This is a genomic window from Pantoea sp. SoEX (assembly GCF_009829945.1).
Taxonomy (GTDB): domain Bacteria; phylum Pseudomonadota; class Gammaproteobacteria; order Enterobacterales; family Enterobacteriaceae; genus Pantoea_C.
This window is the reverse complement of sequence record NZ_SZZT01000001.1, coordinates 192483-206421: the sequence shown is the minus strand read 5'-3', so window position 1 is coordinate 206421 and position 13939 is coordinate 192483. Positions and strand designations below refer to the sequence as shown.

Here is a 13939-nt window from a genome sequence, read left to right as displayed (position 1 = left end):
CTTTACTCCTTACGAAACATTTTTAGCATTCGATGAGTAACATTAAAGCCACCAAAAATATTAATACTAGCTATTAATATAGCGAAACAAGAAATCCAATTAATCAAATTATTTGAACCTATTTGTAATATTGATCCAATGATAATAATACCAGAAATAGCATTAGTAACTGACATTAACGGAGTATGTAATGCATGATTAACATTCCATACTATATAGTAACCAACTATACAAGAAAGTATAAAGATAGTGAAATGAGATAAGAATTCAGGTGAAACATTACTAGATAATAAGATAAATATTAGTGATAGTAATATAAAAAACATATATTTATAGTTATTATAACTTTTAACTTCTACTTTTTTTTCTTGTTGATAGTTAATTTTTTTGGTTTCTTGAATTTCAGAAACTTTAATAGGAGGAGATGGCCAAATTATTTCACCTTTATTGATTACAGTAATGCTACTAACTACTATGTCAGTAAAATTTAATTTTATTTCACCATTGTTACCATTGGATATTAATTTTATCAAATTAAACACATTAGTAGAATATAATTGAGAAGACTGGTTTGCTAAACGACTAGTCAAATCAGTATAACCAATAATTTTTACGCCATTATTTGTAGTTATAACTTGATCTATAATAGTTAATGAACAATTACCGCCTGTTTGTATAGCTAAATCAACAATTATACTTCCTTTTTTCATATTCAATACCATTTCTTCTGTAAGAAGAATAGGAGCTTTTTTACCTGGAATTAAGGCAGTTGTAACTATTATATCAGCTTCTTTGGATTGAGAAGATAACAGCTTCATTTCAGCTTCTATAAAAGATTTAGACATTACTGAAGCATATCCATCATCTGCAGAAGAAGTATTATTTTCTAAAAAATTCAATTCTAAAAATTCTGCACCTAAGCTTTGTATTTGTTCTTTAACTTCAGGACGAGTATCAAAAGCTTTTACTATAGCTCCCATATTTTTTGCAGCACTTATAGCAGCTAATCCCGCTACTCCTGCACCAATAACTAATACTTTAGCGGGAAACACTTTACCGGCTGCAGTAATCTGTCCCCCTAAAAATCTATCAAATTCATAGGCTGCTTCAATTATAGCTCTATAACCAGCAATATTAGACATTGCACTTAACGCATCCATTGATTGTGCACGGGAAATACGTGGAACAGCATCCATTGCAACTACTGTTATTTTCTTTTCTGCTAGTTTTTTGATTAAAGATTTATTTTGAGCAGGCCAAATAAAACTTATTAATATACTTCCTGGTTGTATTAAAATAATTTCTTCATCGTTAGGTGCATTAATCTTGACTATAATATCAACCTGCCAAATTTTTTGACTATTTGTAATTTGTGCTCCTTCTTTTACATAGTCATAATTATCAAAATTAGCAGCTTTTCCTGCATTATTTTCAATATAAACACTAAAACCTAAATTAATTAATTTTTTGACAGTCATCGGTGTAGCAGCTACACGGGACTCATGTAATAATTTTTCTTTAGGTATCCCGATTAACATACAAGTTCCTTTATAAAATATATAAAATTTATTTCTAAATCATTAAAATTGTGTGTTAACACCTTTAAGATAAATATTATTTAAGTAAATAATTTCAAAATAAATTTATTAAATAAAAAAACAAATTAAGATCAAATTATTTTACCAACATTTGATTTTTTTAAATAAAAGATAAGTTATTTAATTTTAGATACTATCTACAAGGATTGTTCATTATAGTAATAATATTCTAATTACTAAACCCAAATATTTATAATTTGTTTTTATTAATATATTTCTTTTATTAGATTGTATATTAATATTAAACTTATTAAAGTTTAATTATTTCATCATAATTCATGAAATGACATTAATATTTATATTATAAATATTTAGCTATAAATTAAATTTATTTGTATTATAATATATTAGGAGCAATTAAAAAATAAAATACTTATGATTGTGGTAATATTGATTTAAATTTGATTTTTTTATACATTGATTATTATTTTTGTTTATATTTAACAATAATATTTTTCATTAAATATCCTAAATTAGAAAATTAGTATTCTAAATTAATAAATAAAATACTATTCTTATTGATAATTTAGTTATATAAAAATTATGTTACTTAATTTTATATAACTAAATATTAAGAATTCATTAACCAATGAAAAATTACAAGGTTAAATTATGGGTTTTCTTAATGGTAAACGTATTTTAATAAGTGGTATTATCAGTAAATTATCTATAGCTTACGGTATTGCTCAAGCTATGTATAAACAAAATGCAGAATTAGCATTTACTTATCAAGATGATAGATCTAAATATCGAATTGAAGAATTTGCAAAAAATTTTAATACAAAAATAATTTTACCATGTGATGTTTCTGATGATAAAAATATTAAATTATTATTCATTTCATTATCTAAACATTGGAAAAATTTTGATGGTTTAGTGCATTCTATAGGATTTGCTCCAACTAATCAGTTATCCGGAAATTACATTGATACAGTTAATTATGAAGGTTTTAAAATTGCACACAAAATTAGTAGCTATAGCTTTGTTTCTATGGTTAAAGAATGCAGAATGATGTTAAATCCAAATGCAGCATTATTGACTTTATCCTATTTAGGTTCTAAAAGAGCAATAGTTAATTATAATATCATGGGGCCTGCAAAAGCTTCTTTGGAAGCAAATGTTCGATATATTGCAAATGCATTAGGGCCTGAAGGAGAAATCCGTGTGAATGCTATTTCTGCCGGTCCTGTACGCACTTTAGCTTCATCTGGAATTAAAAATTTTCGTAAAATTTTAGAATATTACAAAAAAGTTTCTCCAATACGTAGAACAGTAACAATTGAAGAAATAGGAAACACAGCTGCTTTTTTGTGTTCTGATTTGGCCAGTGGAATTACCGGACAAATAATTTATGTAGATGGTGGTTTTAATATTTCAAACATGAATGAACTATAATTATATTTTAATAATATAAAAGTATTAATTTTTCTTATATTTTTATGTTAATTTAAATTTATTGAGTTTAACATTACTAATAATTTTTTAATTAAATTATTAAGATAATAAAAATTTTACTATAATGAAATTTAAAAATAAAATTAAACCTTATGATTCTGCAGCTGGTGGATGGGACTCTATAGAATCCACAGCTCGTTTTATTTTTGATAGTAAAGCTAGTTTTAAAAGTGTACGTAATTTGTTAAAAATAAATAAAAATAATGGATTTGATTGCCCAGGATGTGCATGGGGTAATGATAACAAAAGCATCTTTGATTTTTGTGAAAATGGAGCAAAAGCAGTATCTTGGGAATCTACAAACCGTAAAGTTGATAGAGTATTTTTCGCAAAAAATAGTGTTAGTTATTTAAATAAACAAAGTGATTATTTCTTAGAATATCAAGGTAGATTGACAGAACCTGTATATTATAATTCTAAAAATGATCATTATGAACCTATTAGTTGGGATAATGCATTTAAACTTATTGCTACACACATAAAAAAAATGGATCATTCTAATCAAATAGAACTATATACATCAGGACGTGCTAGTAACGAGGCAGCTTGGATTTATCAGTTATTTGGTCGCATGTTAGGTACAAACAATTTTCCAGATTGTTCTAATATGTGTCATGAAGCTAGTGGTATAGGACTTCAGAAAAGTATTGGAGTAGTGAAAGGTACTATACATTTAGAAGATTTTAATTATGCAGATAGCATTTTTGTATTTGGACAAAATCCTGGAACTAACCATCCTCGAATGTTGCATAGTTTACGCCGTGCATTAAATAGAGGTGCTAAGGTAATTGTTTTTAATACATTAAAAGAACGCGGATTAGAAAGATTTTCAGATCCTAGAAAGCCTATCGAAATTATTACCACTATGGAAAAAACTATAAATTCTGCATATTATCAACCAAATTTAGGCGGGGATATGGCAATAGTACGTGGGATGGTAAAGTTTTTATTAAAACGACATCGTTTATATAAATCTTTAGGAAAAGGAGATATTTTCGATTGCAAATTCATTAAAGATAAAACTGATGGTGTATTAGAATATTTCAAATCAGTAGATAGTACTAGCTGGGATCATATTATAGAACAATCAGGATTAACAAAAAAACAAATTTGTGAAGTAGCTTCCATTTACCAAAATTCAAAAAGAGTAATTTGTACATGGGGTATGGGTATTACTCAACATAAACATTCTGTCAATACAGTAAGAGAAATTGTTAACTTACAACTTTTATTTAATCATATAGGAAAAATAGGATCAGGATTATGTCCTGTACGTGGTCATAGTAACGTTCAAGGTAACCGTACAATGGGTATTAACGAAAAACCTGAAAATATGTTTCTGAAAAGATTAAAAAAATATTTTAAATTCGAACCTCCAATGCTCAATGGACATAATACTATTCAAGCTTTAAATGCAATGACAAATGGTGATGTTAAAGTATTTATTTCACTAGGAGGAAATTTAGCTGTAGCAGCTCCAGATTCCTTGCGTACTAAAGAAGCTCTTTCTCGTTGTGGACTAACAGTTTATATTAGCACTAAATTAAATCGCAGTCATTTAATACCTGGAAATGAATCTTTAATATTACCAACTATTGGACGTACTGAAAGAGATCAAACTGTTAATGGAAATCAATATATTACCATAGAAGATACATTTGGAATGATACATGCTTCACAAGGAATATCTAAACCTTTATCTAATAAACAACTTTCAGAAATTGCAATTATATCTGGTATAGCTTACAAAACATTAGGTGATCATAAAGTAAAATGGAATGATCTTGCAAGTGATTACAATTTGATTCGTAAACAAATATCTGCAGTTATTCCAGGTTTTGAAAAATTAACTAATAAATGTAATGTTTTAAAAGGATTTTATTTGAATAATTTAGCATCACAACATATTTTTGATACTAAATCAAAAAAAGCAAAATTTAGCAATGCATCTTTACCTAAATCAATTTTTATCAATAATATAGAAAATAATAAATATTTTGTTTTACAGACATTACGTGCTCATGATCAATATAATACAACAATTTATGGTTTTGATGATCGTTACCGTGGAGTGTATGGACAAAGAAATGTATTGTTCATTAATATTGATGACATGAATAAATTAGGATTTAAACAGGGACAGTATGTAGATATAGAAACGATATGGAACGATGGTATCGTTCGTTCTGTTAAGAATTTTAAATTAGTTCCATATAATATTCCAAGTAAGAATTTAGCCGCTTATTATCCAGAAACTAACGTATTAATACCTATGGATAGTTATGGTGATTATAGTTATACTCCAACTTCTAAATCTGTTCCAGTTAAGTTAAAATTATCTAAATAAAATTATAAATGTATAAAATATCGGATAATATATTTATAAACTAATCAAAAATTTAAAATTTGTTTTTTTATGATAATTAAAGTTATGTTCCAGAATAATCCAATACTCATAAAACTTAAAAAGCAATTAAAATTACATAATAGTTTTGTTGAAGGAATTGTTAGACGCAAAGAAAAAGGATTTGGTATTTTGGAGGTAAATTCACAGAAAAGTTATTTCATTCATCCTTATCAAATGAAAAAAGTTATGCATGGTGACAAGATAATTGCTGCTATTATTAATAATAAAGATAGAGAAATGGCTACTCCTAAAAGATTAATTGAACCATTTTTAGATCGATTCGTAGGCCGTATATGTAAAAAAAATAATTTTATTGCAATAATTCCAGATAATCCTTTTTTAAAGGATATAATTCCTTGTGATAATATAAAAAAATTGAGATGTGAATTACAAAATGGTGATTGGGTTGTAGCTAAAATGTGTTCTCATCCATTAAAAGATAATCGAGGTTTTCATGCTGAATTAATTGATTTTATAGTAAAACACGATGATCAATATGCTCCATGGTGGGTTACATTATCTCGATATGATCTAGAACGAGATGCGCCAAATATTAATTTGGGAAAAATGATCAATGAAAATTTAGATCGTAAAAATTTAGTTGAATTAGATTTTATTACTATTGATAGTATAAGTACTGAAGATATGGATGATGCCCTTTATATAAGAGAACTACCAAATAGTAATTTACATATGATTATTGCTATTGCTGACCCTACTTCTTATATTGAAGCTGGAAGTCAATTGGATATTATAGCTTCTGATCGTGGATTTACAAATTATTTACCAGGTTTTAATGTACCCATGCTTCCTCGTCAGTTATCTGATAATCTCTGTTCTTTACGTCCTAATATTCGCCGACCAGTTTTAGCTTGTAGTGTTACTATAACTAGTGAAGGTAATTTAATAGATATTGATTTTTTTGCAGCGTGGATAAAATCTAAAGCTAAGTTAGCTTACAATGATGTTTCTGATTGGCTAGAAAATAGTGGAACATGGAAACCTAGTGATTTTAAAATTGCAAAACAACTGAGACTTTTACACCGCTTATATTTGATACGTAATAGGTGGAGAAAAAATTATGCATTAGTATTTCAAAATCGACCAGATTATCGATTTTTAATTGGAGATAAAGGAGAAGTATTAAAAATTATTGTTGAATATCGTCGTATTGCTAATCACATTGTAGAAGAATCTATGATTCTAGCCAATATATGTGCAGGTAAGATTTTAAATGAAAAATTAGGTTTCGGAATTTATAACATACATTCAGGTTTTGATTCAAAAAGTATTGAACAGGCTATTACAATTTTAGCGACTCATGGAATTATATTTGATGCTAAAAGTATTGCTACTTTAGATGGTTTTAAATTATTACGACGAAAATTAGATACTCAGCCTACTCAATTTTTAAATAATAAATTAAGACGTTTCCAGTCATTTGCTTCCATTAGTAATAAACCTGGCCCTCATTTCGGATTAGGTCTTGAAAATTATGCAACTTGGACTTCACCTATGCGTAAATTTAGTGATATGGTGAACCATAGATTAATAAAAGCAATCATTCTAGGTAATAAAATTTCATGTCCAGATAACACACTAATAATCAAAATTAGTGAAAGAAAAAGATTAAATAAAATAGCAGAAAGAGATATTGAAGATTGGTTATATGCTTGCTATATTTCAAAATTTATCGGTACTGATCATAAATTTGTTACCGAAATTCTTTATGTTTTTAAAAACGGTATGAAAGTTAAATTGATAGATAATGGAGCTATTGCATTTATTCCATCTATTCTTATTCATGAATTACGTGATGAGTTAATATGTGATCACGAACACGGAATCATAGTAGTAAGAGATAAAATTTTGTATCGTGTTGGTGATGTTATCGACGTTACTATCATTAAAGTTTGTCTTAATAAACGTACCATAGTAGCACGTCCAATGGACAATACTATTAAATAATCAAAATTCATTATCTTCCACCAGAATATTTAAAAAATATTGTAATGTGTTAATTGGGTTTTTGGATTTTGTAATTGGTCTTCCTATTACCACATAGTTAGTGCCTGATTTTTTTGCTTGTTGTAAAGTCATTATACGACGTTGGTCATCAGCTTTGCTGTCTATAGTGCGAATACCAGGTGTTACTAATATAAAGTTTTTATTGGTGATTTTTCTAAAATGTGTTGTATCATGAGCAGAACATACTACTCCATCCATGTCACATTCTATTGCTCTTTTTAGTAAAAGTTCAGCTTGTTCATTTGGCGAAGAAAAAATACCTAAACTTTCTAAGTCATTACTATCCATACTGGTTAAAACAGTAACAGCAACTAAAAGAGGTGCATCTTTTCCCAAAGGTAATAGAGCTTTTTTTGCAGCTAACATCATACGTATGCCACCACTAGCATGTACATTAAGCATCCAAATTCCAAGATCTGCTGCAGCAGATATAGCGTATGCTGTAGTATTAGGAATATCATGAAATTTAAGATCTAGAAAAATAGAAAAATTTCGTTTATGAATATCTTTAATCAAAGAGGGACCGAATAATGTAAACATTTCTATCCCTATTTTTAGATGACAACTATTAGGATTTATTTGATCAATCAAGTTAAATGTTTCTTTTAAGTTACTGAAATTAAGAGCTAAAATCAATTTTTGAGATGTTTTTTTATATATAACCATATTTTATTAATTTTTATTTGTATTGTTTAATTAAATAATTATTATTTAGCAATAAATATTTAATCATGAATTATTTTATGATTGCAAACAAATTTTTCTAAAATATTTACCATACTACTACATAACATTACATCTAATTATAAAAAACAAATTTCTTATCTATTATCTGATATTTTATGATTTTTATCAGTAAAAAAATAATGTATTGAAATAATAGCGATATTAGCTAAAATCCAAGCTAATATGTTAGCAGCTATTATATCTTGTATCCAATGCATACCGAATAGTAGTCTACTGGCTGTTATAATAAAACTCCAAAAAAATATTGTTATTACTGTTTTATAATATCGATAAGGCCATAGAAAATAAACTATCAAAATTGCCCAAATATTAGTAAATACCGTATGTCCTGATGGAAAAGAAAAGTCTGTTTCTTCTATCCAATGTTTTTTAAGCCAATAAGGTAAATTTTGATTATAGATTAAATTTGCTATAATTTTACCACGTTTTTTAGGTGTGAATTGATAAAATTTATTGATATTTAATCTATATTTGTGTTCTAACCATGTTACATAAGGACGAGTTTCTTGAGTTTTATATTTTATAAAATCTTTAATAGGTTGACCTACAAAAATCGCAATATTTAATATTAAAAAAAATCCTAATGTCATTTTAATCTTACAATGTAAACATTTAAATATCCAGATATTTAATACTGTATTAGTAAATATTACCCAGGGATTATTAACAGTCTGCATTATCAAAAATATTAATTTTATATCTGTTTTATAAGGTGACCAATGCCATCCTAATAACCAAAATGTTATTGGTAAAATTAACAATAATAACATTGCTATAGTAGTATTACATAAAATTTTAAACACCTGTTTACCTTATAATTAATAAATTCAATTTAATTAATTTTAAAAAGATAAAAAATAATTATTTACTATTTATTATATGTTTAACTACAATTATTAAGCAATAATTTAATTTTATGTAATATTTATATATTTCATCTATATTAGTAAATTATATAATAAGATATCATATCAATTATTATATTAGTAGTATATTTTCTATAAGGTTTTGGAGAATCACATGCAACTGAAAAAAGTAGCAGAAGCCAAATTACCAACAATATGGGGAAATTTTCTTATAGTAGGTTTTGAAGAATTATTAACAGGTAATAATCATATTGCTTTAGTGTTTGGTACTATTGATAATAAAAATCCTGTGCTTGCTAGAGTACATTCAGAATGTTTGACTGGAGATGCACTATTTAGTCTACGTTGTGACTGTGGATTTCAATTAAAAGCAGCGTTAATTGCAATTGCTGCAGAAAGTAGAGGTGTTTTATTATATCATCGTCAAGAAGGTCGAAATATTGGTCTGTTAAATAAAATTCTTGCATATGCATTACAAGATAGAGGATACGATACTGTAGAAGCAAATTATCATCTTGGTTTCAATGCAGATGAAAGAGATTTTTCAGTTTGTGCAGATATGTTTAAATTATTAGGTATTCATGAAATTAAATTATTAACCAATAATCCAAATAAAGTGAAAATTTTGACAAATTTAGGAATAAAAATCGTCGAAAGAGTACCGCTAATTGTTGGTAGAAATCCCCAAAATGCCTGTTATCTAGATACGAAAGCAGAAAAAATGGGACATTTACTACCTAAATCTTAAAAGAGCAAACATTAATATTTTCTTAAATTAATCAATCATCTTTCTTATTATATATTTTAAAATTCCTCCATGATGATAATATCTAAGTTCAGTATTAGTGTAAATGCAACAATATGTATTAAATATTTCCTCTCTTGTATTTTCTCTTTTTATTATTACTTTAACTTTACATTTGGGTTTTAATTGAGATAAGTCTTTAATATCAAATAATTCTGTTCCTTTTATGTTTAATACATTTCTATTTAAATCTTCTGCAAATACCAAAGGTAAAATTCCCATTCCAATTAAATTAGAACGATGGATTCGTTCAAAAGATTCTGCAATTACTACTTTTATTCCTTGTAAATATGGCCCTTTAGCAGCCCAATCTCTACTTGATCCTGATCCATATTCTTTACCAGCGATTAATATTAACGGAATATTATTTTGTTTATATCTCATTGCAGCATCGTAAATTGGCAGTTGATTTCCTTCAGAAGGATATTTAGTATATCCTCCCTCTTTTCCTAATAGCATTTCATTTTTGATTCTTATGTTAGAAAAAGTTCCTCTCACCATAACTTCGTGATTGCCACGACGTGAACCATAAGAATTAAAATTTTCGTTCTCCACGCCATTAGAAATCAGATAACGTCCTGCGGGACTATTGATATCTATCTTGCCAGCAGGAGAAATATGATCGGTTGTAATAGAATCTCCGAAAATTGCTAATATTTGTGCATCTATAATATCATTATTGTGTTTTGTTTTTATATCCATGTTTTCAAAAAATGGAGATGGTCTAATATAAGTGGAATCTTTATTCCATTTATAAGTAATACTATTATCTACCTTAATATCTTTCCATTCTTTATTTCCAAAAAAAACTTTTTTATATCCTTTGTAAAATATTTCACTTTTTATTTTTTTCACTTCAGTAATAATTTCTTCATCAGATGGCCAAATATCTTTTAAAAATATTTTATTACCATAATGATCTTTACCAATAGGATCCACTTCTAAATTAATTCTCATAGTTCCTGCTATTGCATAAGCTATTACTAGTGGTGGTGATGCTATCCAATTTTCTTTTACTAAAGGATGAATTCTTCCTTCAAAATTTCTATTTCCTGATAAAACTGCATTTACAGTTAAATTATTATTTATAATTGCTGATTCAATTTTTTTGTCTAATGGCCCTGAATTACCTATACATGTCATACATCCATAACCTACTATATTAAAACCCAATTGCTCAAAATAAGTTAAAAGATTTAGCTTATCTAGGTAAATGGAAACTACTTTTGATCCTGGAGATAATGAAGTTTTAACCCAATATTTTTGTTTTAATCCATATTTAATAGCTTTTTTTGCTAACAAAGCTGCTGCTATCAAAACATTAGGATTAGAAGTATTTGTACAAGATGTAATTGCAGCAATAACTATTGCACCATCTTGAAAAACCTGATTTAACTTAATCGAATTATCTTTATGTTTTATATTAATATCATGTTTATTTAATATGCTACCTTTATATTTTGTCTTGTAATCAAACAATGTAGGAACATTTTTTATTGGAATACAATCTTGTGGTCTTTTTGGACCAGCTATACTTGATTGAACTTGATCCATATCAAGCGTTAATGTAGTAGTAAAAATAGGCTCATCTCCTACATTACGCCAAATACCTTGTTTTTTAGCATATGTTTCTACTAAAATAATATGTTTGTTATCTCTCCCAGTTAATTTCATATAATCAATCGTTACTTGATCTATTGGAAAAAAACCACATGTAGCTCCATATTCTGGTGCCATATTAGCTATAGTGCTACGATCAGACAACGATAAATTAGATAAGCCATCGCCATAAAATTCTACAAATTTATTTACTACTCCATGTTTTCTAAGCATTTGTGTTATAGTTAAAACTAAATCAGTTGCATTAATACCAGAACAAAGTTTTCCGTTAAGCTTAAATCCCACTACATCAGGAATAAGCATTGATATTGGTTGACCTAACATTGCTGCTTCTGCTTCAATACCTCCCATTCCCCACCCCAATATACCAAGAGCGTTAATCATGGTAGTATGAGAATCTGTTCCTATTACTGTGTCAGGCCATGCAAAAATTTCATTGTCAACTTTTTCTTCCCAAATTGTTTTTCCTAAATATTCAAGATTTACTTGGTGACAAATTCCCGTTCCTGGTGGTACTACACGAAAATTATTAAAATTTTTCTGACCCCAACGTAAAAATTTATAGCGCTCATAATTCCGATACATTTCTAGTGCAGTGTTTTTTTTAAGTGCATTTTTAGTACCAAAATAATCTACTGTAATTGAATGATCAATTATTAAATCAACTGGAATAGAAGGATTAATCTGTTTTGCATTTCCTCCTAATTTTAAAACTACTTCTCTCATAGTTGCTAAGTCGATTATAGCTGGAACTCCAGTAAAATCTTGCATTAATATTCTTACTGGATAGTAATCAATTTCATGTAAAATATGACCATATTTTTGCCAATGAATTAGTGCTTTAATATCTTTTAATTTAGTAATATCATTGTCTTTTCTTCGTAATATATTTTCTAAAATAATTTTTAAGGACTTAGGTAAGTTTTTGATACTACCAAAATTTTTTGAAACAAAAGATAAACTAAAAATGCGAATTTTTTTTTTATCTAAATATATTGTTTCTTGGCTTTTTTCTCTTAGGGTTAATGACATAGATTACTCCTTGACGCTTATAAAATTTAAATTTAATTATTATAAATATTAAAATAACCTATACTGAAATTAATTATATATTTATTAAAAATAACAAATACAATTATTAGAGATATAATCTTTAAATTTTAACCAAGAAAACATTAGATGTTAATTCAATATAAAATTAAATATAAAAACAATACTTTTTGATTTTTTTGAAATTACCAATTTTTGAAAATATAATATATAACTAGCTTTTTATATAAAAAGCTAGTTATAAATGCTAATTTAATTAATGTTATTAAAATAATGCGTTTTAGTAATACTCACAAATAATAGTTAATAAAATTTTACATTATTTAAATGGCAATATTTTATCTCTTAGCATAACTTCGATGTCATCATTAGACCGCAAAGATACTGCATTATCTACTACATCTCTAGTTAAGTGAGGAGCAAAACGCTGTATAAAATCATACATATAACTTCTTAAAAAAGTACTTCGGCGAAATCCTATCTTTGTAGTACTATTTGTAAAGATTTTAGAAGCTTCTATCCTTATTAAATCTGAATCTGAGATTGGATCTACAGCCATACTTGCAATAACACCTACTCCTAATCCTAATCTAACATATGTTTTAATAACATCAGCATCAGTAGCAGTAAAAACAATACGTGGTACTAATCCTATGCGTTTAAATGCAATATCTAATTCCGAACGTCCAGTGAAACCAAATGTATATGTTACCAATGGAAATTCAGCTAAATCATTTACAGTTATTTCTTTTTTTACTGCTAAAGGATGTTTTGAAGTAACTATGATAGCTCTATTCCAATGATAACACGGTAACATTACTAGATCTTCATATAAATGTAATGCTTCAGTAGCAATAGCAAAATCAGCAGTTCCTTTTGATACTGCCTCTACAATCTGTGTTGGGGAACCCTGATGCATATGTAAAGAGACAAAAGGATAACGTTCGATGAAACCTTTAATCACCATAGGTAAAGCATAGCGTGCTTGAGTATGTGTAGTAGCAATATATAAAGATCCTTTATCTGGCCAAGTATATTCACCTGCAACTGATTTAATTGCATCAACCTTTGATAATATTTCACGGGCTATACGAATTATTTCTTCTCCAGCAAAAGTAACTTTAGTTAAATGTTTACCACTGCGTGCAAAAATTTGAACTCCCAATTCATCTTCCAACATTCGTACTTGCTTACTAATACCAGGTTGTGAAGTATATAGTCCTTCTGCAGTCGAAGAAACATTAAGGTTATGATTAACTACCTCGACGATATATCTCAGCTGCTGTAATTTCATAATTAGTTTATCCTAATAATCTATAGAATAGAGTCACATTAATGATTGACATATTATTACCTGATATAA

General features: G+C 27.4%; 9 protein-coding genes. 4 read left to right on the top strand and 5 right to left on the bottom strand.

Going from position 1 to position 13939, the window contains the following annotated elements:
• Positions 1-2 precede the first annotated feature (2 nt).
• A complete protein-coding gene (locus FD726_RS00865) occupies positions 3-1538 on the bottom strand; it encodes a Re/Si-specific NAD(P)(+) transhydrogenase subunit alpha (RefSeq protein WP_159989698.1) in 1536 nt (511 codons plus the stop codon).
• Between the two features lie 672 nt (positions 1539-2210).
• Between FD726_RS00865 and FD726_RS00860 the strand changes: the two genes are divergently transcribed.
• From FD726_RS00860 to FD726_RS00850, 3 genes are all read left to right on the top strand, one after another.
• Positions 2211-2993, top strand: a complete 783-nt coding sequence (locus FD726_RS00860; protein WP_159989697.1) for an SDR family oxidoreductase — start codon at positions 2211-2213, stop codon at positions 2991-2993.
• Between the two features lie 124 nt (positions 2994-3117).
• Positions 3118-5400 (top strand): FdhF/YdeP family oxidoreductase, encoded by a 2283-nt coding sequence (locus FD726_RS00855; RefSeq protein WP_159989696.1) that lies wholly within the window; start codon positions 3118-3120, stop codon positions 5398-5400.
• A gap of 84 nt (positions 5401-5484) precedes the next feature.
• Positions 5485-7428 (top strand): exoribonuclease II, encoded by a 1944-nt coding sequence (locus FD726_RS00850; protein WP_159989695.1) that lies wholly within the window; start codon positions 5485-5487, stop codon positions 7426-7428.
• Here FD726_RS00850 and pyrF read toward each other — a convergent pair whose 3' ends face one another.
• Together pyrF and FD726_RS00840 are read right to left on the bottom strand one after the other, a co-directional pair.
• Positions 7429-8154 carry an orotidine-5'-phosphate decarboxylase gene (pyrF, locus tag FD726_RS00845; protein ID WP_159989694.1) on the bottom strand — a complete coding sequence of 242 codons (726 nt, stop codon included), beginning with the start codon at positions 8152-8154 and terminating at the stop codon, positions 7429-7431. It lies immediately after the preceding gene.
• A gap of 155 nt (positions 8155-8309) precedes the next feature.
• Positions 8310-9038: a phosphatase PAP2 family protein gene (locus FD726_RS00840; RefSeq protein WP_159989693.1), complete on the bottom strand. Its 729-nt coding sequence runs from the start codon at positions 9036-9038 to the stop codon at positions 8310-8312.
• A gap of 217 nt (positions 9039-9255) precedes the next feature.
• On the opposite strand from FD726_RS00840, the gene ribA reads away from it, so the two are divergent.
• Positions 9256-9849 (top strand): GTP cyclohydrolase II, encoded by a 594-nt coding sequence (gene ribA, locus FD726_RS00835; protein WP_159989692.1) that lies wholly within the window; start codon positions 9256-9258, stop codon positions 9847-9849.
• Between the two features lie 27 nt (positions 9850-9876).
• On the opposite strand, the gene acnA is transcribed toward ribA, so the two are convergent.
• Positions 9877-12558 (bottom strand): aconitate hydratase AcnA, encoded by a 2682-nt coding sequence (acnA, locus tag FD726_RS00830; RefSeq protein ID WP_159989691.1) that lies wholly within the window; start codon positions 12556-12558, stop codon positions 9877-9879.
• Between the two features lie 337 nt (positions 12559-12895).
• On the bottom strand, positions 12896-13870 hold the full coding sequence (gene cysB / locus FD726_RS00825) for an HTH-type transcriptional regulator CysB (protein ID WP_159989690.1): 975 nt from the start codon (positions 13868-13870) through the stop codon (positions 12896-12898).
• Between the last annotated feature and the right edge of the window lie 69 nt (positions 13871-13939).

What these genes read in the sequence shown, in the direction of transcription:
- FD726_RS00865 (WP_159989698.1), bottom strand. Translation starts at nt 1,538, where the DNA reads ATGTTAATCGGGATACCTAAAGAAAAATTATTACATGAGTCCCGTGTA.
- FD726_RS00860 (WP_159989697.1), top strand. Translation starts at nt 2,211, where the DNA reads ATGGGTTTTCTTAATGGTAAACGTATTTTAATAAGTGGTATTATCAGT.
- FD726_RS00855 (WP_159989696.1), top strand. Translation starts at nt 3,118, where the DNA reads ATGAAATTTAAAAATAAAATTAAACCTTATGATTCTGCAGCTGGTGGA.
- FD726_RS00850 (WP_159989695.1), top strand. Translation starts at nt 5,485, where the DNA reads ATGTTCCAGAATAATCCAATACTCATAAAACTTAAAAAGCAATTAAAA.
- pyrF (WP_159989694.1), bottom strand. Translation starts at nt 8,154, where the DNA reads ATGGTTATATATAAAAAAACATCTCAAAAATTGATTTTAGCTCTTAAT.
- ribA (WP_159989692.1), top strand. Translation starts at nt 9,256, where the DNA reads ATGCAACTGAAAAAAGTAGCAGAAGCCAAATTACCAACAATATGGGGA.
- acnA (WP_159989691.1), bottom strand. Translation starts at nt 12,558, where the DNA reads ATGTCATTAACCCTAAGAGAAAAAAGCCAAGAAACAATATATTTAGAT.
- cysB (WP_159989690.1), bottom strand. Translation starts at nt 13,870, where the DNA reads ATGAAATTACAGCAGCTGAGATATATCGTCGAGGTAGTTAATCATAAC.